The sequence below is a fragment of the Chryseobacterium sp. RU33C genome, from assembly GCF_900156015.1.
Taxonomy (GTDB): domain Bacteria; phylum Bacteroidota; class Bacteroidia; order Flavobacteriales; family Weeksellaceae; genus Chryseobacterium; species Chryseobacterium candidae.
Map to the genome: position 1 here is coordinate 163,941 of NZ_FTMT01000003.1, position 18,998 is coordinate 182,938.

16 protein-coding genes are annotated in these 18,998 nt (G+C 36.6%); 6 read left to right on the forward strand and 10 right to left on the reverse strand.

The features are described 5' to 3' along the window. Positions 1-97: 97 nt before the first annotated feature. Positions 98-4,528: a GEVED domain-containing protein gene (locus tag BW946_RS04145; RefSeq protein WP_076594962.1), complete on the forward strand. Its 4,431-nt coding sequence runs from the start codon at positions 98-100 to the stop codon at positions 4,526-4,528. Between the two features lie 148 nt (positions 4,529-4,676). Here the strand turns inward: BW946_RS04145 and coaE are convergent, their stop codons facing one another. From coaE to ruvB, 4 genes are read right to left on the reverse strand one after another with little or no spacing between them, the layout of a single operon-like run. Continuing rightward, positions 4,677-5,306, reverse strand: a complete 630-nt coding sequence (gene coaE / locus BW946_RS04150; RefSeq protein WP_076594963.1) for a dephospho-CoA kinase — start codon at positions 5,304-5,306, stop codon at positions 4,677-4,679. A 9-nt stretch (positions 5,307-5,315) separates the two neighbouring features. Further along, entirely contained in the window at positions 5,316-6,182 is an 867-nt protein-coding gene (locus BW946_RS04155) for an MBL fold metallo-hydrolase (protein ID WP_076594964.1), read from the reverse strand. Positions 6,183-6,195: 13 nt separating this feature from the next. After that, a complete protein-coding gene (locus BW946_RS04160) occupies positions 6,196-6,807 on the reverse strand; it encodes an FMN-binding negative transcriptional regulator (protein ID WP_076594965.1) in 612 nt (203 codons plus the stop codon). Positions 6,808-6,856: 49 nt separating this feature from the next. After that, positions 6,857-7,879 (reverse strand): Holliday junction branch migration DNA helicase RuvB, encoded by a 1,023-nt coding sequence (ruvB, locus tag BW946_RS04165; protein ID WP_076594966.1) that lies wholly within the window; start codon positions 7,877-7,879, stop codon positions 6,857-6,859. Between the two features lie 259 nt (positions 7,880-8,138). Here ruvB and hutI point away from each other — a divergent pair, with 259 nt between their 5' ends. From hutI to BW946_RS04185, 4 genes are all read left to right on the forward strand, one after another. Further along, entirely contained in the window at positions 8,139-9,362 is a 1,224-nt protein-coding gene (hutI, locus tag BW946_RS04170; protein ID WP_076595076.1) for an imidazolonepropionase, read from the forward strand. Positions 9,363-9,377: 15 nt separating this feature from the next. After that, positions 9,378-9,779 (forward strand): hypothetical protein, encoded by a 402-nt coding sequence (locus BW946_RS04175; RefSeq protein ID WP_076594967.1) that lies wholly within the window; start codon positions 9,378-9,380, stop codon positions 9,777-9,779. 8 nt (positions 9,780-9,787) lie between these two features. Beyond that, a complete protein-coding gene (gene hutG, locus BW946_RS04180; RefSeq protein ID WP_076594968.1) occupies positions 9,788-10,702 on the forward strand; it encodes a formimidoylglutamase in 915 nt (304 codons plus the stop codon). Positions 10,703-10,840: 138 nt separating this feature from the next. After that, positions 10,841-12,133: an aldehyde dehydrogenase family protein gene (locus tag BW946_RS04185; RefSeq protein ID WP_076594969.1), complete on the forward strand. Its 1,293-nt coding sequence runs from the start codon at positions 10,841-10,843 to the stop codon at positions 12,131-12,133. Positions 12,134-12,337: 204 nt separating this feature from the next. On the opposite strand, the gene pyk is transcribed toward BW946_RS04185, so the two are convergent. From pyk to BW946_RS04215, 6 genes are all read right to left on the reverse strand, one after another. Further along, positions 12,338-13,783 (reverse strand): pyruvate kinase, encoded by a 1,446-nt coding sequence (gene pyk, locus BW946_RS04190; RefSeq protein WP_076594970.1) that lies wholly within the window; start codon positions 13,781-13,783, stop codon positions 12,338-12,340. Next, positions 13,776-14,249: an IPExxxVDY family protein gene (locus BW946_RS04195; RefSeq protein WP_076594971.1), complete on the reverse strand. Its 474-nt coding sequence runs from the start codon at positions 14,247-14,249 to the stop codon at positions 13,776-13,778. Before BW946_RS04195 ends, pyk begins: the two co-directional genes overlap by 8 nt. Beyond that, positions 14,227-14,991 carry a ribonuclease III gene (gene rnc, locus BW946_RS04200; protein WP_076594972.1) on the reverse strand — a complete coding sequence of 255 codons (765 nt, stop codon included), beginning with the start codon at positions 14,989-14,991 and terminating at the stop codon, positions 14,227-14,229. The genes BW946_RS04195 and rnc overlap by 23 nt, the downstream gene beginning before the upstream one ends. 9 nt (positions 14,992-15,000) lie before the next feature. Further along, a complete protein-coding gene (gene fabF, locus BW946_RS04205; protein WP_034693118.1) occupies positions 15,001-16,245 on the reverse strand; it encodes a beta-ketoacyl-ACP synthase II in 1,245 nt (414 codons plus the stop codon). 34 nt (positions 16,246-16,279) lie between these two features. Further along, the gene (locus tag BW946_RS04210; RefSeq protein ID WP_002976354.1) at positions 16,280-16,519 is read right to left on the reverse strand and encodes an acyl carrier protein; all 240 of its coding nucleotides are present in this window, start codon (positions 16,517-16,519) and stop codon (positions 16,280-16,282) included. Between the two features lie 385 nt (positions 16,520-16,904). Beyond that, a complete protein-coding gene (locus BW946_RS04215; protein WP_076594973.1) occupies positions 16,905-17,363 on the reverse strand; it encodes a hypothetical protein in 459 nt (152 codons plus the stop codon). A 343-nt stretch (positions 17,364-17,706) separates the two neighbouring features. Between BW946_RS04215 and BW946_RS04220 the strand changes: the two genes are divergently transcribed. Continuing rightward, the gene (locus tag BW946_RS04220) at positions 17,707-18,996 is read left to right on the forward strand and encodes a site-specific integrase (RefSeq protein WP_076594974.1); all 1,290 of its coding nucleotides are present in this window, start codon (positions 17,707-17,709) and stop codon (positions 18,994-18,996) included. Positions 18,997-18,998: the final 2 nt, after the last annotated feature.

Genomic DNA, 18,998 nt, shown 5'->3' on the forward strand with positions numbered 1-18,998 from the left:
AAAATATTGTTTTTTTTCAGAAAAAACCCAAATGCACTTATAAATTAATAATAAAAAATGATTAGATTTGTGTGATTAATATTATAATGAAAACATTATGAAGAAACTCTTTACCTCTTTAATTCTGTTTCTCTGTTTGATTTGTACAGGCTTTGTATCCAAAGTCTCGGCTCAGGCAGGGCAGATTGGGACAGGAACAGGTACCTCTGTGTATCTTCCCATACGTTCCTATTATGGGTATAGTTATTCTCAGCAGATCTACACTGCTGCGGAACTTACGACTGCCATCGGTACGTCGAACTATATCACGGCTATAAAGTTTTATTCCACCACCGTTGCAACCTCTCAGGCTGTATATAAGGATTGGGTGGTATACATGGGAAACACAACTCAGAATAACTTTGCCTCCAATACAAACTGGATTCCATTAAGTTCACTGACTCAGGTGTATGCCGGAGATTTACCTACCCTATCAAATGGAAACTGGGTAACTCTTCAATTGGCTACTCCATTTTTATGGAATGGAACAGACAATCTTGTGGTTGCTGTAAATGAAAAAACTCCAGGCTATGCATCTTCACCAGGTACGGCCTGGGGATCTTATAATGCCGGGGCCAACCGAGGGATCATCTATTATGAGGATACTGCAAATCCAGATCCTGCAGCACCTCCTTCTGCAAAAGACAGACTCGCAGATATTCCTAGAATACAGTTGGAAAGCCAACCGCTTTCAGCTTGTTCAGCGGCTCCGCCTACCAATATTGCAGTTTCAAACCTTACAACAACTTCTGCTAATGTGAGCTGGTATCTTTCTGCAGGAGCCACTTATGTGGTAAGATACAGGCCTGTATCTGGTGGACCTTGGATAACAATCAATGTTACAACTCCTTTGGTCGGAAACCAGCTTATTACCGGATTAACTGAGCAGACCCAGTATGAAGTTCAGGTAGCCACTGTTTGTGGTGGTTCACAGGGAGCATTCTCTTCCAGCACCAACTTTACAACTCCAGCACTCACTTATTGTAATTCCGCTGCAACAAGTACTTTTATTGATGGATATATCAATCAGGTTTCTGTTAATGCACAAGGAGCCCCATCCATGTACAGTAACTCTGGTCAGAGTGGTTATACAGATTATAGTACAGATCCTACAAGAGTAGTTACTTTAGTAAGAGGGGGGACTGCTACCGTTTCAGTTTCAAAAACGTGGCCAGGTACTCAATATAGTTTCTTGACTGGAGTTTGGATTGATTTTAACCGTAATGGTGTTTTTGAAGCCACTGAAAGAGTGCTTACTTCACCAAGTAATACAACAACTCCGGTTACAGCAAACTTTACAATACCAACTGTTGTTGGTGGTGTTTACACTGGAAACCTGACTACAAAAATGCGTGTTGTATTAAACGAGTACAGCCCTATTAATGCTTGTGGAACATACTCTTACGGTGAAACCGAAGACTATGCTGTAAAATTTATAGACTTATCAACTTGTACTACAGCACCACCATCTAATATTACGGTAAATAACGTAACTCCTTCCTCTGCTAATGTTACCTGGACATCAGCTACTGGGGCTACTTATATAGTAAGATACAGAGTTTCTCCTTCTGGTGCATGGCAGCAGATTGCAGTAAATACACCATTAATCAGTAATCAAATGCTTACAGGGTTATTGGAGCAGACTACTTATGAAGTACAGGTTGCTACTGTTTGTGGGGGAACAACAGGTGCTTTCTCACCAAGTGTTACCTTTACAACACCGGCTCTTACTTATTGTACGGCTGGCCCTACAAGTAATACTGCTACAAGCGGATATATTAATAATGTAACTGTTACTCCTACGAATACTCCTATTATGTTGAGTAATTCCGGATCTGACAATTATAAAGACTATACCACAGATGCTACAAGAGTAGTGATCTTTGAAAGAGGTTCAGCAAATAATAAAATTTCTGTAAACAAATACTGGCCAGGTTCTCCTTCTTCATATGGAGTTTCTGCTTGGGTAGATTTTAACAGAAACGGAACATTTGAAACCAGTGAGAGAATTCTTAATACTACCTATAACACAACTACTCCTGTAACGGCTACTTTTGCAGTACCTACAGTGGCAAGTGGTAATGTGTATACAGGAACTCTTCCTACCCGTATGCGTGTAGTAATGAGATATTTTGATAATGCTAATCCTTGTGGTACATTCAGTCAGGGAGAAGTAGAAGATTATGCAGTAAAATTTGTAGATGCTCAACCTTGTTCAACAGCTGCTCCAACAAATATTACAGTGAATAATATCGCTGCTACAACAGCAACTGTATCATGGGTTGCTACTGCTGGTGCTACGTATAATATAAGATGGAGAGTTGCCCCAAGTGGAGCTTGGCAAACAGCAACAGTTCCTGCTGGTCAGAACTTCTACGGAATTACTGGTCTTACAGAACAGACTAATTATGAGGTTCAGGTTTCTACAACTTGTAACGGTTCTACAGGATCTTACTCATCATCAGTAACATTTACAACACCTCCATTGTCTTACTGTCCAATGACGGGTACCGGAACAAATGACCATATTTCGAATGTAACAGTTACCTCTTCGAACCTGGGTGTTCCGCCAATGAATAATACTTCAGTACAGACAAATTATATCAGCTATACTACTCCGGAAACTCTTATTACTCTGGATGTAGATTCTCAGAATAATAAAATCTCTGTAGCAAAAGGATGGACAGGTGCAACAGGTAACGATGCTGTAACAGCTTGGATCGACTTTGACAGAAACGGACAGTTTACTGATACTGAGAGAATTTTAATTTCTCCAGCCAATACAACGACTCCGGTTACTGCTACTTTTGCGGTTCCTTCAAATGCTTACACAGGACCATTAACAACTACAATGAGAGTTGTGCTGAAGCGTACAAGTGCTCCTACAATGTGTCAGAATGCAATAGATGGGGAAGTAGAAGACTATAGAGTAAGAATCAGACCTTGCAGCAATGCAACTCCTAATGCACCAACATTTACAACAACGCATACAACAGCTACTGTAACAATCACAGGAGCAGGAGTGAGCTATGTGGTAAGATACAGAGTTCAGGGAACAACTGCCTGGACGCAGGTATATGCTTCCGCACAATTAGGTAACCTTCCGTTAGTAATCAGCGGACTGGTACCAGCTACTACTTATGAAGTAGAAGTTGCAGCTATTTGTGGAGACATTGTTGGAACAGCAACACCAATTAAAACGTTTACTACAAGATGTGATCCTACTCCTCCAAATGTAACTGTAAGTACTATCACACCAACAACTGCATTGATTACATGGTCTCCGCTTGCGGCAAGTTCTACGTATACAATGAGATGGAGAAAAGTAGGTACTACAACATGGGCTACTATAAGTTTACCGGCAGCTCCTGCAAATACTTATGTATTAGGAAGTGTAACTCCTTTAGAGCCATATACTACTTATGAAGTTCAGATTGCTAACCAATGTAACGGGGAAACTACACTAAATCCATATTCTAACCCTAAAGTATTTACTACAGAAAGAATATGCCAGATTCCGCCTCCAGGATTAACAATTACCCAATTGCTTCCTACATCAGCGGCGATCCAATGGGATCCGTTCCCGGGAGCAACATATGTTCTTAGATACAGAAAAGTGGGTATTCCAAGCTGGACAGAAGTACCATCATTAGTTAATAACATTGTATTAACAGGTCTTGCAGAATTAACGAAATATGAAATGCAGGTAGTGAATATCTGTAATGGTACACCAGGAAACTATACTCCTCCTTACTACTTTACAACACCTACAGTAATCTACTGTAAGATGAAAGCAGAAAACTCTACAGGTGAGCATATTTCCAAAGTTACAGTGAAGCCTACAGGTAAGAAAACAATGGAGAATGAATCCGGAGCATCTACATATACAGATTATACCGGAGTTCCTAAAACATTCATCGAAATGATCCAGGGATCTACTGACAATGAGATCATCATTGAGAAAAAATGGACAGGAACTACTTATAACGAAGGAATCGCAGTTTGGATTGACTTCAACAGAAACGGAGAGTTTGATATCAATGAAAGAGTATTCACTTCTTCACCAAATTCAAACAGCCCTGTTTCAGGTAAATTCAATGTTCCTGCAGATGCTTTTGTAAGTATGACAGATTATAAGTATGTAGTGATGAGAGTTGCCATGTCTAGAGACGGTATCCCTGTAAACTGTGCTGACTTCAAAAACGGAGAGGTAGAGGATTACACGGTAAGAATCTCTAAACCGGTTGTTGCTAACCCAATTGATCAGACCAGTGTTATGATTTATCCTAACCCGGTAAGCTCAGTATTGTTTGTGAAAAATGTTAGCAAAAGAGCTAAGTATAAGATCTACAATGCTGCAGGACAGGTTATCGCTGATGGTATCTTACTGAACAACCAGATCAACGTAAGCAGATTGATTAACGGTGTTTATGTTATTGATATTGATGATAACGGTAATACTACTCAAAAGAAATTTATCAAAGAATAAGATATTTAAATTTCAATAGAATAAGCCTCCAGAAATGGAGGCTTATTTTTTGGGTAATGTGGTCAAAAATATCTCAGGTGAACCTGCTGCTCCTAAGAAATATTTTTACAGAAAAAACTCGTTAGAAAAGCTTCTAACGAGTTTTTATTTATTCAATACTGAAGATCACTTTTTCAGTTTGTTCTTTTAAATCTTCCAGATTGGTATTGTTATAGATAATACAATCTGCCATTTTAATTTTATCCCTTTCGGGCATTTGTTTTTCCATGACAGTTTCTACCTCACGGTAGGTTTTATGATCCCTGTCCATTACTCTTTTGATCCTGATATTATCCTCGGCAGTTACCAGAAGAGATTTATAACATTGTCTGTTAAGCTTCAGTTCAAATAATAAAGCTGTTTCTTTAAAAACTAAATATTTGCTTTGTTTCCTTACCCAGTTTTCAAAATCAATTTTTACAGCAGGATGAATAATCTCATTCAATTGTTGAAGCAGATCTCTGTTATTAAAAACTTTATCTGCTACAAACTTTCTGTCATACAATCCGTTCTCATCATATGAATCTTCGCCTAGAAGTTCTTTGATTTTTATTTTCAGATCTTCACTCTCATTGACAATGGTTTTTGCTCTGTCATCGGAATAATAAACCGGAAAACCGAATTCCTCTATAAAGCGCGCTACTGTGGTTTTTCCAGAGCCTATTCCTCCTGTTAAGCCAATGATCTTGGGTGCTGGTTCCGGCTCTGTCTGCGGGGTTTCTGAATGTAATTCTTCCATGATTAAAAATTAATATCCAAAAACATCATTAAAGCTAAACGTTTCATCGAGTCTTACCCCTTTATCGGTCATTTTAAGACTTGCAAGCTCATTATGGGCATCATGCTCAAAGAACAATAAATACTCGTTGTCTACACACTGCTTAAGGAATTTTCCTTTTTCTTCCAGTGTTAAAAGAGGTCTTGTATCATATCCCATCACATATACCTGGTTGATATGTCCTGCTGTAGGAATAAGATCTGCAGCAAAAACAACTGTTTTTTCCTGATACTGGATAACCGGAAGCATCTGCTTTTCGGTATGCCCGTCTACGAAGATAACGTCCATTTTCAGATCCGGAGCGAAACCGTAGTTTCCGGTAGTGGGAAGTGGCAAAAAGTTAAGCTGCCCGCTTTCCTGCATGGGCATAATGTTTTCCTTCAGGAAACTTGCTTTTTCTCTTGCATTGGGTTCTGTTGCCCATTGCCAGTGGTTTTCATTAGTCCAGAAATTAGCATTTTTAAAAGCTGGTCTGTATCCGGTTCTGTCGTCATTCCATTCTATAGCTCCACCACAGTGGTCAAAGTGAAGGTGAGTAAGGAATACATCCGTAATATCTTCCTTTATAAAGCCATATTTTTTAAGATTTTTATCAAGACTATCATCTCCCCAAAGAGAGTAGTGGCCGAAAAATTTATCATCCTGTTTGTTACCAAGACCACAGTCTACAAGGATCAGTTTTTTTCCATCTTCAATAAGAAGGGAACGGGTTCCCAGCTCGATTAGGTTTTTTTCGTCTGCAGGATTCGTTTTTTCCCACAGACTCTTTGGGACGACTCCGAACATAGCACCGCCGTCCAGTTTAAATTTTCCACATTGTATTGGATATAACTTCATATGTATATTTTGATTATTTTTTTATTAATTTCATTTTATCCGCAATTTTTCTTGCGTTATGATCAGATTGTTCAAGCTGGCTGATAATATTGTTATAGTCAGTCTCTTTTCTGTTTTGAGAAAGTTTTTGTTTGATAAATATTTCGGTAGGAATTATTTTAATCCCAAAAGCTCCTTTCATTTCTTTTTCTACAAATTCCTTTCCCATATCTTCTACCATCATTGGACATTGCTGAAAACTTTCGTATTTGGAAGTTAATTTATCCAAATGGGTATAGAGTTCATCATGATTCATTATTTCAACTGTTCCATGAATCTGCACCGCTTCATAATTCCAGGTGGAAACATTAATATGATCATACCAGCTGCTGGATATATAAGTGTGAGCTCCCAAAAAATCACAAAGAACTTCATTTCCATCGTTTAAGGTTTTTGCCTGAGGATTGGCCCTTGAAATATGAGTTTCAATATAAGCATTTTCAGGATCATCTTCATTAAGCATCATCATGGAATGAGTAGCTCTAATCTTATCAACGGAAGAAATCAGTAAAGCAAAAGAGTTTTCTTTGATAATCTCTTTCATCAAATCGTAATCTTCACTTCTGTATAATTTAGGTATAAACATAAACTAATCAATTCGCATTAACATTAAACCATAAACTCGAAATTTTGAATTAAAATAGTTCTCCCGGGTTTTTAGGTCTTGTAATATTCAAATGTTTGTAGGCCTTGTCGGTAACTTCCCGTCCTCTGGGAGTTCTGATAATAAACCCTTCCTGGATCAGAAACGGTTCATAAACTTCTTCCAGTGTTTCAGGATTTTCAGCAATAGATGTTGCCAGAGCAGAAATACCAACCGGCTTTCCTTTAAAGTTTTCAATCATGACGCGCATGATCTTATTATCCATTTCATCCAGACCAAATTCGTCCACATTTAAAGAATCCAAAGCATATTTGGTGATCTTGATCTCAATCTCACCATTTCCTTTAATCTCAGCGAAATCACGTACCCTTCTCAGTAGTGCATTGGCAATCCTCGGTGTTCCACGGCTTCTTCTTGCAATTTCTATAGCAGCATCTTCATAGATGACAACACCTAAAACCCTTGAACTTCTCTGAATAATGGTTGACAAAAGTTCAATAGAATAATATTCCAGCCTGCTCTGAATCCCAAATCTGGCAAGCATTGGCTTTGTAAGCATACCACTTCTTGTAGTAGCTCCCACCAGAGTAAAAGGATTCAGCCCTATCTGTACACTTCTGGCATTAGGACCTGTTTCCAGCATAATATCAATCTTGTAATCCTCCATTGCAGAATACAGGTATTCCTCTACTACAGGAGAAAGACGGTGAATCTCATCAATGAAAAGAACATCATTTTCTTCCAGATTGGTCAGTAAACCAGCTAAACTTCCGGGCTTATCCAATACAGGACCCGAAGTAACCTTGCAGTTTACCCCAAGTTCATTAGCAATAATATTGGCTAAAGTCGTTTTACCAAGCCCCGGCGGACCGTGTAATAAAACATGATCTAGTGCTCCGCCACGTCTTTTTGCAGCGGTAACAAAAACCTCAAGGTTCTCCAGCGTTTTTCTCTGCCCCGCAAAATCTTTAAAGCTCTGGGGACGGATCTGTTCTTCCTGCATCAGCTCCTCGTTTGAGTAGTTTTCCTTATCTGGATGTAAAAAATCTGGCATTAATTCATTTCATTTACTTCAAAGATAGCAAATTTAGACAAAGGTTGAAGGGCAGATTGAGAAAACGTTGAGATTGATACAGAGGTTGAAGTCAGCGTTGAAAATGAGAACAGCTAAGATTTAAATAATTGGGATATTTTAAGTATTTTTGAGAGAAGAAATTATTAATAAAAATTAATAAAATTTTGAATGTTGAGAAACAGGTACTGATATAAGAATGTGTCAGCTTGAATCTAAACATCACATTAACTTTAAACTAATGAAATTAATAGGACCATTCAAACAGGTGGTAACACTTGCTAACTTACCCTTAAGAGGAAAACTTTCTGATGACCAGCTTGAAATTATTGCAGACGGAGGAATTGTAGTAGATCAGAATACTATCCGGAAAGTTGGAAATTTCGAAACATTAAAAACAGAAAATCCTACTATAGAAATTGAATATATTGAAGGAGAGCAAATTGTTCTTCCTGCTTTTGTAGATTCACATACCCATATTTGTTTCGGAGGAAACCGTGCCAACGATTTTGCCATGCGTAATGCCGGGAAAACTTATCTTGAGATTGCGGAAAGCGGCGGCGGAATCTGGAGTTCCGTACAGCATACGAGAAATGCTTCAGAAGAAGTATTATTAAAAACTTTAGTTGAAAGAATCAATTTTTTGCTTGATCTGGGAATTACAACTATTGAAGTGAAGAGCGGTTATGGTCTGGATGTGGAAAATGAGCTGAAAATGCTTAGAATTATTAAAAAAGCACAGCAAGAAACAAAGGCAACTTTAGTTCCTACCTGTCTTTCTGCCCACTTAAAACCCAGAGATTTTGAAGGTAGCAATCCTGAATATCTTGAATATATCATTACCGAAATTTTACCAAAAGTAAAAGAAGAAGGATTGGCAAACAGAGTAGATATTTTTATTGAAAAATCTGCTTTTCAGCCTGAGGAAAGTAAGGATTTTTTATGTAAAGCAAAAGAATTAGGCTTTGAAATCACTGTTCATGCAGATCAGTTTACACCGGGAAGTTCAAGAATTGCAGTAGAAGTGGGAGCAAAATCTGCGGACCATTTGGAAGCAACCATAGATGACGATATTGAGTTCCTTGCAGAATCTGATACCGTTGCGACAGCTCTGCCGGGGGCAAGTCTGGGATTAGGTGAGAAATTTACTCCGGCTAGAAAATTATTAGATGCAGGAGCTATCGTAGCCATAGCAAGTGACTGGAATCCGGGATCGGCACCCATGGGGAATTTGATTACCCAGGCATCTATTCTGGCTACATTCCAGAAGCTGACTACAGCCGAAGTGTTAGCAGGAATGACTTTCCGTGCTGCTTATGCATTGAACCTTAAAGACAGAGGACAATTGGAAGCAGGAAAAAAAGCCGATTTTGTCACTTTTAAAACCAATAATTTCCAGAATGTATTGTATAATCAGGGAAGCTTGAGCGCGGAAAATGTTTATATCAATGGAAATAAGAAGTAGTAAAAAAACACGATCATGAAAATTAAATTAGAAGAGATTAAAGAAAAATATGTCTCTCTTGGAGTTGCAGAAAAAAACGTTGATTATGCATTAAATGCTGTAAAAGCGGGCACAAAAAAAGATTTTATTATAAAGAATTTGACTTCAGATATTAGAAAAGTGGATGCAACTACTGCCAATAGCATGCTGGATGAAATGTTTACTGCAAACGGTGGAGAATTTAAATATGAAAATAGAGGAGGATATCTTTATTCTACCTTTTACTTAATTGCTATTGTTGCTTTAGGCGTTGTGACTTTTTATTTTAGTAAAGAAAATAGAAGCATGCAATTTAAATTCGGTGGTGCTTTATTAGTGTTTATAGTTTTATTTTTCAGAACATTTATACCTACCATCAGAGGGAGGTTTAGAGAATAATTTAGATTATGATTTGGCAAGGCAGATTAGACGGAGAAGAACTTCTCTATCACAGATTATTTCAAAGGGTAAAAGAAGAACACAATTACGATAATATTTCTACAGGAGATTTTGCACTACATGGTTTTGCTGTAGATGAAGGAGTAAGGAGAAACAAAGGCCGTCAGGGCGCGAAAGATGCTCCGGATGTGATCAGGAAAAATATGTCTAATTTTCCGGTAATTCTTCCTGACTTTTCAATGCTTGACTTTGGGAATGTTACCTGTGAAGACGGTAATCTGGAAAATACTCAGAATAATCTTGCCAAAAATGTCTCAAAAGTACTTTTAAAAGGAGGGAAATCTCTTGTTTTGGGTGGAGGTCATGAAGTGACTTATGCTCATTATCTGGGTGTAAAAACAGCTTTTCCGGAACAAAAAATAGGGATCATCAATATGGATGCCCATTTCGATAACAGACAGCCGGAAAAAGGAGTAGGACCAAGTTCCGGAACTGGTTTCTGGCAGATTGCTCAGGAAGGTCCTATCCATTCTTTGCATATTGGAATCCAGAGAAACTCCAATACATTGAAGCTTTTTGATACAGCCCATCAGTACGGAATGAAATATATTCTGGCAGATGAACTGTTTTTTGAAAATCTTAGCTCCATCTATCAACGTATTGATGAACTGCTGAACAGTGTAGATTATGCCTATCTTACCATTTGCATGGACGTCTTTAATGCATCCGTCGCTCCGGGAGTTTCTGCTGCGGCTTATAATGGTATCTTTGCAGATACAGCTTTTATGCATTTTTACAGACATATCTTAAAAAATAAAAAATTGGTAGCGCTGGATGTGGCAGAAGTAAACCCTTCTTTCGATATCCAGGACAGAACCGCAAGACTGGCAGCATGTCTTGTAAATGAATGGCTAATGATGTAAGATAAAGTTATATTCTTCCGATAGAGAAAATCATTATTTTATTGACCCTTAAGGAATGAAATTTGCTGATTTCACCGTGCTTTTAAAATAAAAGCGCTCATAAATTCATTAGCTGAATTTAAAACAGAAATTTATATTATGGAACAATTAATTGAAAGCAAGCTTATTAAAGCAGATAAAGCGTTTTCAGTGTGGAGAAAAGTGCCGTTTGAGGAAAGGCAGAAGTTAATTGCAAAAGCAGCGGGAATTTTAAAGAATAATTCGGAGAAATTTGGAAAAATAATTACAACAGAAATGAATAAACCCATTTCAGAATCTATTGCTGAAGTGGAAAAGTGTGCTTTAATGATGAATTATTATGCAGACGCTGAGAATACTTTACAACCTGAAAAAGTAGAATCAGAATTTGCTTACTCTGAAGTTCACTATGCTCCAAAAGGGGTAATTTTAGGGGTGATGCCATGGAACTTTCCTTTCTGGCAGGTACTGAGATTTGCTACTCCTGCAATTTTGGCTGGAAATACAATAGTTTTGAAGCATGCTTCAATTTGTTTTGGTAGTGGAAATGCCATTGAAGAAGTTCTTTTGGAAGCAGGTTTTCCGGAAGGTATTTTTCAGAATCTTGAAGTAGGACATAAAGCAGTAAAAGAAATTCTTGAACATGACACTGTAAAAGGAGTAAGCTTAACAGGCAGCGGAAAAGCAGGAGGAGAAGTAGCTTCAATAGCAGGCTTAAATATCAAAAAATCTTTACTTGAATTAGGCGGAAGTGATGCTTTTATCATTTTTGATGATGCAGATCTTGAAGAAGCCGCTAAAGCCGGTGTAAAATCAAGACTTCAAAACTGCGGACAAACCTGTACTGCAGCAAAAAGATTTATCATTGATGAAAAGATCGGGGATACATTTTTACCAATCTTCATTGAAGAATACAAAAAGTATGAGATTGGTGATCCTTTAGATAAAGAAACCAAACTTGCAGGAATGGCAAGACCTGATCTTGCTGATGAACTGAAAGCCCAGTTCAACAGAGCATTGGAAAACGGAGCTGAAATCATCATTCCTCTGGAAAGAGTTTCTGAAAATGAATTTAAACCTGGTTTAATCAGAGTTCAGGAAGGTAATCCTATTTTAAAAGAAGAGCTTTTCGGACCTCTGGGTATGGTTATGATTGCAAAAACTGATGAGGAAGCTTTACAGATGGCGAATGATATTCCTTTCGGTCTTTCCAATTCTGTATGGACTAAAAATAAAGAACGCCAGTTATTCTTCATTGAAAACCTTGAATCCGGAACAGTCAATATCAACCGTATGACAAGCTCTGATCCACGTTTTCCGTTTGGAGGATCAAAAGCTTCCGGATATGGAACAGAACTATCTTTATTGGCTTTAAAAGAATTTGTGACCGCTAAGACGATTGTAGGTAACTAAATTAGGTATAATGTCATTGTTGGGAATCGAGTCTCAGGTTTTTTTCACTTCACTCTGTTTCGTTCAGAATGACAAACTGCCGTTTATCAGTTAACAGTCTACTTTACACTATAAATAAAAAACTCCCGAAAATCAATTTTCGGGAGTTTTTTATGCTTTTACAAAAAGTAATTTTGCTTATTGCTTATTGCTTATTGCTTATTGCTATACTGTTGTCAGTCTCAATGTATTTGTTTTTCCCCCTTCATAGGATGGAGTAGCATTGATGTTGATTACGAAATCTCCGGTTTCGATATAACCATAGTTGTGTGTTAACATATTTACCTGGATAATCGTTTCATCAGTAGATTTTTTCATGTCATAATAGTATGCGTGAACACCCCAAAGAAGGTTCAGCATCGTGATAACTCTTCTGTTACCGCTGTATACGATAATATGAGAGTTAGGTCTGTGTGCTGCAAGCTGGAATGCGGTGTACCCGGAGTGAGTAAGCGTTACGATAGCAGAAACGTTAGTTGTTTTAGCAATTCTTACCGCTGCAAGACAAACCCTGTTGGTAATGAATCTTTCATCGATACAGTTATAATCTTTCTCGATAGGCTCATTTTTGTGTTGGTAGAAATGAGTAGTTTCAATATTCTTTACAATTTTAGCCATGTTTTCCACAACCTGTACCGGATATCTACCTACCGAAGTTTCTCCGGAAAGCATTACAGCATCAGCTCCGTCCAGTACAGAGTTGGCCACGTCATTTACTTCCGCTCTTGTTGGTGTTAAACTGTTGATCATCGTTTCCATCATCTGGGTAGCAATGATAACCGGCTTGGAATAGAATCTTGCTTTTTCTACCAGGTTTTTCTGGATGGCAGGAACTTCTTCCATTGGAACTTCTACTCCAAGATCTCCACGGGCTACCATTAATCCATCACATTCAAGAAGGATTTCATCAATATTTTTAACGCCTTCAGGCTTTTCAATCTTCGCAATAATCGGAGTTTTGAATTTACCATTTGGATGCGCTTTAATAAGCTCCTTCAAGTCGATAATATCCTGAGCATGACGAACAAATGATAAGGCAATCCAGTCAACTTCCATGTCAAGCATGAAATTAGCATCCTGAACATCTTTTTCTGTTAATGCAGGAAGAGAAACATTTGTATTAGGGAGATTAACTCCTTTTTTAGAACTTAGCGGACCTCCCTGAATAGTTTTTGCTTTTACAGTATCTTTTTCATTGGTTTCAATAACCTCCAGCATTAGTTTCCCATCATCAATAAGAATTCTTTCCCCTACTTTTACATCTTGTGGAAACTGTTGGTATGTCATGTATACCTTAGTGGAATCTCCCTCCATCTTTTCATTGGTGAAAGTCAGAATATCACCTGGATTCAGATAAGATCCTTCCTTTACAACTCCCACTCTCAGCTTAGGACCCTGAAGGTCTCCCAGGATTCCCACAGAATAACCATACTCATTGTTTAGCTCTCTAATTATTTCAATATTTTTTCGAACTAAGTCGTAATCTGCATGGGAAAAATTTATTCTGAAAATATCAACACCCGCTTTCATTAAATCTAACATTACCTCCTTCGACGATGAAGCAGGCCCTAGTGTTGCGATAATTTTTGTCTTCTTTAAATACTTATTCATAATACTGGATAATTTGATAAAGTTCCTCGTCAGAACTCAGTGTATAATCTTGAATTGGAAAAACAAGATTTTCAGGGAGCAAAATTACGGAAAAATCAGGAAACTGTTCCGAACTATGCAGAATATATTCCACATCTACCTGATTATTTAATAAAAATTTAATGTTCTCTTCTTCTGTAAAGAGTTCTGTCTGAATTTTTTTTTGCTTACTTTCAGAAGATTTATTGGAAATGAAGGTAAAACAAGTCTTTGTATACTTGTGATAGGCTTCATATCTTGGAAAAAAATAATCATAATATCCCCCATGAAAGACAAGATCTTTCTTTCTTGAAAAACTGAGGTTATTGGTTTGATTTATTTTGTAGAAAAACTCGTGAGCAGGTATATCTTTGGCTAATCTTACCAATCCTATGGCAATATCTTCAAATTCTATATCATCAAGATCATAAAGTTTTTGAATTTCCAAGTATATTTTCTTTTTTGTTTAAAATATAAAATGCCCTCTGTGCTGCTTTTTCCTCTGCTTTCTTCTTGGAAGTCTCTGTTGCATTGGCAATTTTTTCGTCTCCAAGCCATACATGGCATCTGAATACGACAGATTTATTAGCCTGTATTTCCTCGCAGGTTTCGTACTTTATATTGACCTTCTTTTTCTGGCTCCATTCGAGCAGAAGACCTTTATAGCTCACAATTTTGTTTTCAAGCTTATTGATCTCGGAAGGGGTCAGTAATTTTTCCAGAATAATCCTTTTACAGGTATCATAATGGAAGTCTAAATAAACAGCACCAATTAAGGCTTCGAACAAATTTCCAGAGATATTTTCTCCCAAAGCTGATGAGCTGTTTTGCTTTTGCAAAAGGCTGGTAAGCTTGAGATCTTCTCCTAATTTATTGAGGTTTTTCCTATTAACAATCTTAGATTTCATTTGTGTCAGATATCCCTCATTGGCCTGAGGATATGTCTGGAACAAATGACAAGAAATAATTGTACCCAAAACAGAATCTCCCAAAAATTCAAGTCTTTCGTAATTGCTGTCTTGATTTTTAGAAGAATTTTTCAAAGAAAAAGCTTCGCGGTAAAGAGCTATATTCTGTACCTCTGTACCTAATACTTTTCTAAGCTCGGTACTGAGAAAATACTCTCTCTCCGTTAATTGTCTTTTTCTTTTTTTGAGAAGGAATTTAGAAAAGTATTTCTGTAACTCCATTCATTGAATTTAGATTTTCTTAAATAGAACGCAAGCGTTATGCCCGCCAAATCCGAAAGTATTGCTCATGGCTACTTTTACATCTTTCTTAACAGCTGTATTAAACGTAAAGTTAAGTCGGCTGTCAATATTTTCATCATCAGTAAAATGGTTGATGGTTGGAGGGACTGTACCATGAATAATAGTTCCCAATGCAGCGATAGCTTCAATAACACCTGCAGCACCTAAAAGATGGCCAGTCATTGATTTTGTAGAATTAATCTGAATGTCATAAGCATGCTCGCCTAATAATTTCGAAATTGCATTGGATTCTGCGATGTCTCCTAATGGAGTAGATGTACCATGCATGTTGATATGATCTACTTCATCAGCAGTTAAGCCTGCATCTTCCAGACAACTTTTCATTACCAGATAAGCGCCAAGACCTTCAGGATGTGGAGCAGTCATGTGATGTGCATCAGCACTCAGACCTCCTCCCAGTAATTCTGCATAAATTGTAGCACCACGTTTTACGGCGTGCTCATATTCTTCAAGAACAATACATCCTGCACCTTCACCTAGCACAAATCCATCTCTGTCTTTGTCAAAAGGTCTTGAAGCTGTTTTAGGATCGTCGTTTCTTGTAGAAAGTGCCATCATTGCGTTGAATCCACCGACACCACTTGCTGTAACGGCTGCTTCAGAGCCTCCGCACACAATCACGTCTGCTTTTCCTAACTGGATCAGCATTTTGGAATCAATTATAGCATTTGCTGAAGAGGCACATGCAGATACAGTAGTGTAGTTTGGTCCGTGGAAACCGTATTCAATTGAGATATGTCCTGGAGTGATATCCGCAATCATTTTTGGGATAAAGAAAGGGTTGAATCTCGGAATTTCCGTATTGGCCCATCCTAAAACCTCAGTTTCAAAAGTCTCTAATCCTCCGATTCCGGAGCCCCAGATTACACCAACTCTGTTTTTATCTACATTGTCTTCAATAATGCCGGAATGCGCTACTGCTTCTCTTGCAGCAACAAGTCCCAGTTGAGTATTTCTATCCATTTTTTTAGCCTCTTTCTTATCGAAATGCTGTAACGGATCGAAATTTTTTACCTCGCAAGCGAACTTTGTTTTAAAGTTTGTGGCATCAAAAAGAGTAATCGGAGCGGCACCGCTCTCACCTTTCACAAGATTTTCCCAGTATTCTTTTGCATTATTTCCTATTGGTGTTATTGCTCCAAATCCGGTTACAACTACTCTTTTTAATTCCATAAACTTTGTTTAATTTCTTTTTTGTTGAAGAATATTATTTATTTACTACTTCTTCGATGTAAGCGATAGCGTGTCCTACAGTAGTAATTTTTTCAGCTTGGTCATCAGGGATCTGAATGTTAAATTCTTTTTCAAATTCCATGATTAACTCAACTGTATCTAGTGAATCAGCTCCTAAATCGTTAGTGAAGCTAGCTTCAGGAGTTACTTCTGTTTCTTCAACGTCAAGCTTATCAGCGATGATAGCTTTTACTCTTGATGCAATGTCTGACATAGTAAATTATTTTTTTAATTGTTAGATGGTGCAAATATATAAAATTCTTTACGATAAAACATTTTTTTAGTCTTTTTTGTGGACCGGAAGCTTTCATTTTAGATTGTTTCGCTTTAGTCTTTTAGTTTTCAGGTGGTTATGTTTTATTGTCTGCTGGCGGATCTAAAACCAATTAAATTAGTCAAAGGAAAATTAAAGGTAATACTTCCAAATTTATTATTGTTGGCTTTACTATTATGAATGACGCCAAATCGATAATTGTAAAATTCTAAATCATTAATGAGTTCAGTTTTTTGTTGTAAATAATAAAGAATAAGAAAAATCACCTATTTAAATAGGTGATTTTCTATAAGAAATCAATATGAAATCAATGTTCTTTAATTTACTAGTCTTTTTCTTTGACATAATAAATTAAATAAGAAAAATCTGGAGCTCTTAGCATTAGTGTATCATTAATTTTCTGAACTCTAAACTTATTGTCAGCATATGGACCACCTCCAACAGATCTGAAGGTCAACCTATAATAGTAGAGCGTATTTGATGCCCCTTCATCTTCTACTGCCCATATCAGATTTGTGGTTTTTGATTTGTTTATTTGATCATTGAGACTTGAATTGTCATTTAATGAAATAATGTCATCTTTAGTAAATTTTAAGCGTGTAGTAGGAGTCCCTGTTGTATGCCATGTGCCTTGTATCCAGAGTGGTGGGTTGAAGTGCTTAGTTTGAACAGGTGCTGTTGGTTCTTCTTTTTCAGGTAGATTATCATTATCTTCAGAACAACTTAATACTAAGAATAAAAATGCAAAAAGAGATATTGATAAAACGTTCTTTGTAATTTTCATAAAATGGATTATTAGTTATTTAATAAGTTACTATTCTCTTTTTATTAGAGAATAAAGAATATTGATGTAAATATGTGGGTTTATTCTAATTACAAAGTTATTGGATGTTGAGAGTCTGTAATCTGCAAGAAACAAAAAAAACCGCTTAAATAAAATAAGCGGTTTTATGTGGAGTTGGAGGCTCTACCTTTTTAAATCTGTTAAAATCTTAATTAATTTATAAATGCTCTGTATTAAAGCGTTTAAAATATTTTTAATTAAATTGAATTTATCGAAATTAAACTATATTTGAATTTTTTGGGTACAACTTTGGGTACAACTTTAAATTTGAATCATTTTAATTATGGCATCAGTAAGTTTTTTTATTAGAGGAAAAGTAGCAGATAAGGAAAGTACAATTTGGGCAAAGTTCAGAGATAGAGATATTGATATTCGTGTACCTGTTCCATATCTGAACTGTAAACCGAAAGACTGGAAAGATGGTAAGTGCAAAATACCTTCTAAAAAAATGCACAAAGACGATACAGAAACTATTAACACACGTTTAGCACAATTGGAAGCAAATATTATTTCCAGTTATACGGAGGATAAGCCCGAACTAGATTTGAAAGAGTGGCTAAAATCAATAATTGAGCATAAAAGCTTAAAAGTTGAAAAAGCAAGTTATTCAGATGATGTTGTTTCTTTCATAGATATTTATATTTCCCTTAAAAAAGATAGTATTACAGAATCTACTGTTAAAAAAGCGAACGTAGTAAAACAATTATTACAAAGATATACGGATAGTAAAAGTAAAAAGACTTTCAGGAATTTGAAATTTAAGGATTTAGATAATAATTTCAGAATTGATTTTGAAAAATATTGCCAAAACGAGGTTTATAAAGTTTCAAATACTTACAAAAATTTAAAGTTCTTAAAAATGGTGTGTACTGTAGCAGAATCTTTTGATATTGAAGTACATAGACACACTAAGAATTGGAAGTTTGAAGTCGAAAAAGTAACAAGGAATGACCCGAAGTCAATATATTTAACATTTGACGAACTTAATAAGATTGAACAAGCAGAAATGCCCCATGACTATTTGGATAACGCTAGAGACTGGCTTTTAGTTGCTTGCTATACAGCCCAACGTGTAAGCGATTATTTAAGATTTACTTCCTCTATGATTGTGGAGGATGCTGAAAGTCAAAAGTATTTAGAATTTATACAGCAAAAAACAGGAGCTAAAATGAAAATCCCTTTACTAAAGAAAGTGCAGGAGATTTTAGATAAAAGGGATGGGGAGTTTCCACGAAAAATATCAGATGTGAAATTTAATCTTTATATCAAGGAAGTCTGTAAAATTGCTAATATTGACGAAATGATTTATAACGGAAAAGTAATGTCAATAGAGCGAAAAGGAAAGCCCAAAATTACCCGAAAGGTTTTTGGAGAATTTCCGAAATACGAATTGGTTACTTCTCATATTGGGCGTAAAAGTTTTGCTTCAAATTTCTATGAAAAAATTCCTACCACTTATTTGCTTAATTTTACAGGACACACTACAGAAAGGCAGTTATTGGCATATATCAACAAAACAGAAGTCGAGAAAGCCAAGTCAACTGCAAATATTTTTAACAGTTTAGGATATTAAGA

Bases quoted from the DNA above. Each gene is read 5' to 3' on its own strand.
- BW946_RS04145 (WP_076594962.1), top strand. From the start codon at position 98: ATGAAGAAACTCTTTACCTCTTTAATTCTGTTTCTCTGTTTGATTTGT.
- coaE (WP_076594963.1), bottom strand. From the start codon at position 5,306: ATGGAAGAATTACATTCAGAAACCCCGCAGACAGAGCCGGAACCAGCA.
- BW946_RS04155 (WP_076594964.1), bottom strand. From the start codon at position 6,182: ATGAAGTTATATCCAATACAATGTGGAAAATTTAAACTGGACGGCGGT.
- BW946_RS04160 (WP_076594965.1), bottom strand. From the start codon at position 6,807: ATGTTTATACCTAAATTATACAGAAGTGAAGATTACGATTTGATGAAA.
- ruvB (WP_076594966.1), bottom strand. From the start codon at position 7,879: ATGCCAGATTTTTTACATCCAGATAAGGAAAACTACTCAAACGAGGAG.
- hutI (WP_076595076.1), top strand. From the start codon at position 8,139: ATGAAATTAATAGGACCATTCAAACAGGTGGTAACACTTGCTAACTTA.
- BW946_RS04175 (WP_076594967.1), top strand. From the start codon at position 9,378: ATGAAAATTAAATTAGAAGAGATTAAAGAAAAATATGTCTCTCTTGGA.
- hutG (WP_076594968.1), top strand. From the start codon at position 9,788: ATGATTTGGCAAGGCAGATTAGACGGAGAAGAACTTCTCTATCACAGA.
- BW946_RS04185 (WP_076594969.1), top strand. From the start codon at position 10,841: ATGGAACAATTAATTGAAAGCAAGCTTATTAAAGCAGATAAAGCGTTT.
- pyk (WP_076594970.1), bottom strand. From the start codon at position 13,783: ATGAATAAGTATTTAAAGAAGACAAAAATTATCGCAACACTAGGGCCT.
- rnc (WP_076594972.1), bottom strand. From the start codon at position 14,991: ATGGAGTTACAGAAATACTTTTCTAAATTCCTTCTCAAAAAAAGAAAA.
- fabF (WP_034693118.1), bottom strand. From the start codon at position 16,245: ATGGAATTAAAAAGAGTAGTTGTAACCGGATTTGGAGCAATAACACCA.
- BW946_RS04210 (WP_002976354.1), bottom strand. From the start codon at position 16,519: ATGTCAGACATTGCATCAAGAGTAAAAGCTATCATCGCTGATAAGCTT.
- BW946_RS04215 (WP_076594973.1), bottom strand. From the start codon at position 17,363: ATGAAAATTACAAAGAACGTTTTATCAATATCTCTTTTTGCATTTTTA.
- BW946_RS04220 (WP_076594974.1), top strand. From the start codon at position 17,707: ATGGCATCAGTAAGTTTTTTTATTAGAGGAAAAGTAGCAGATAAGGAA.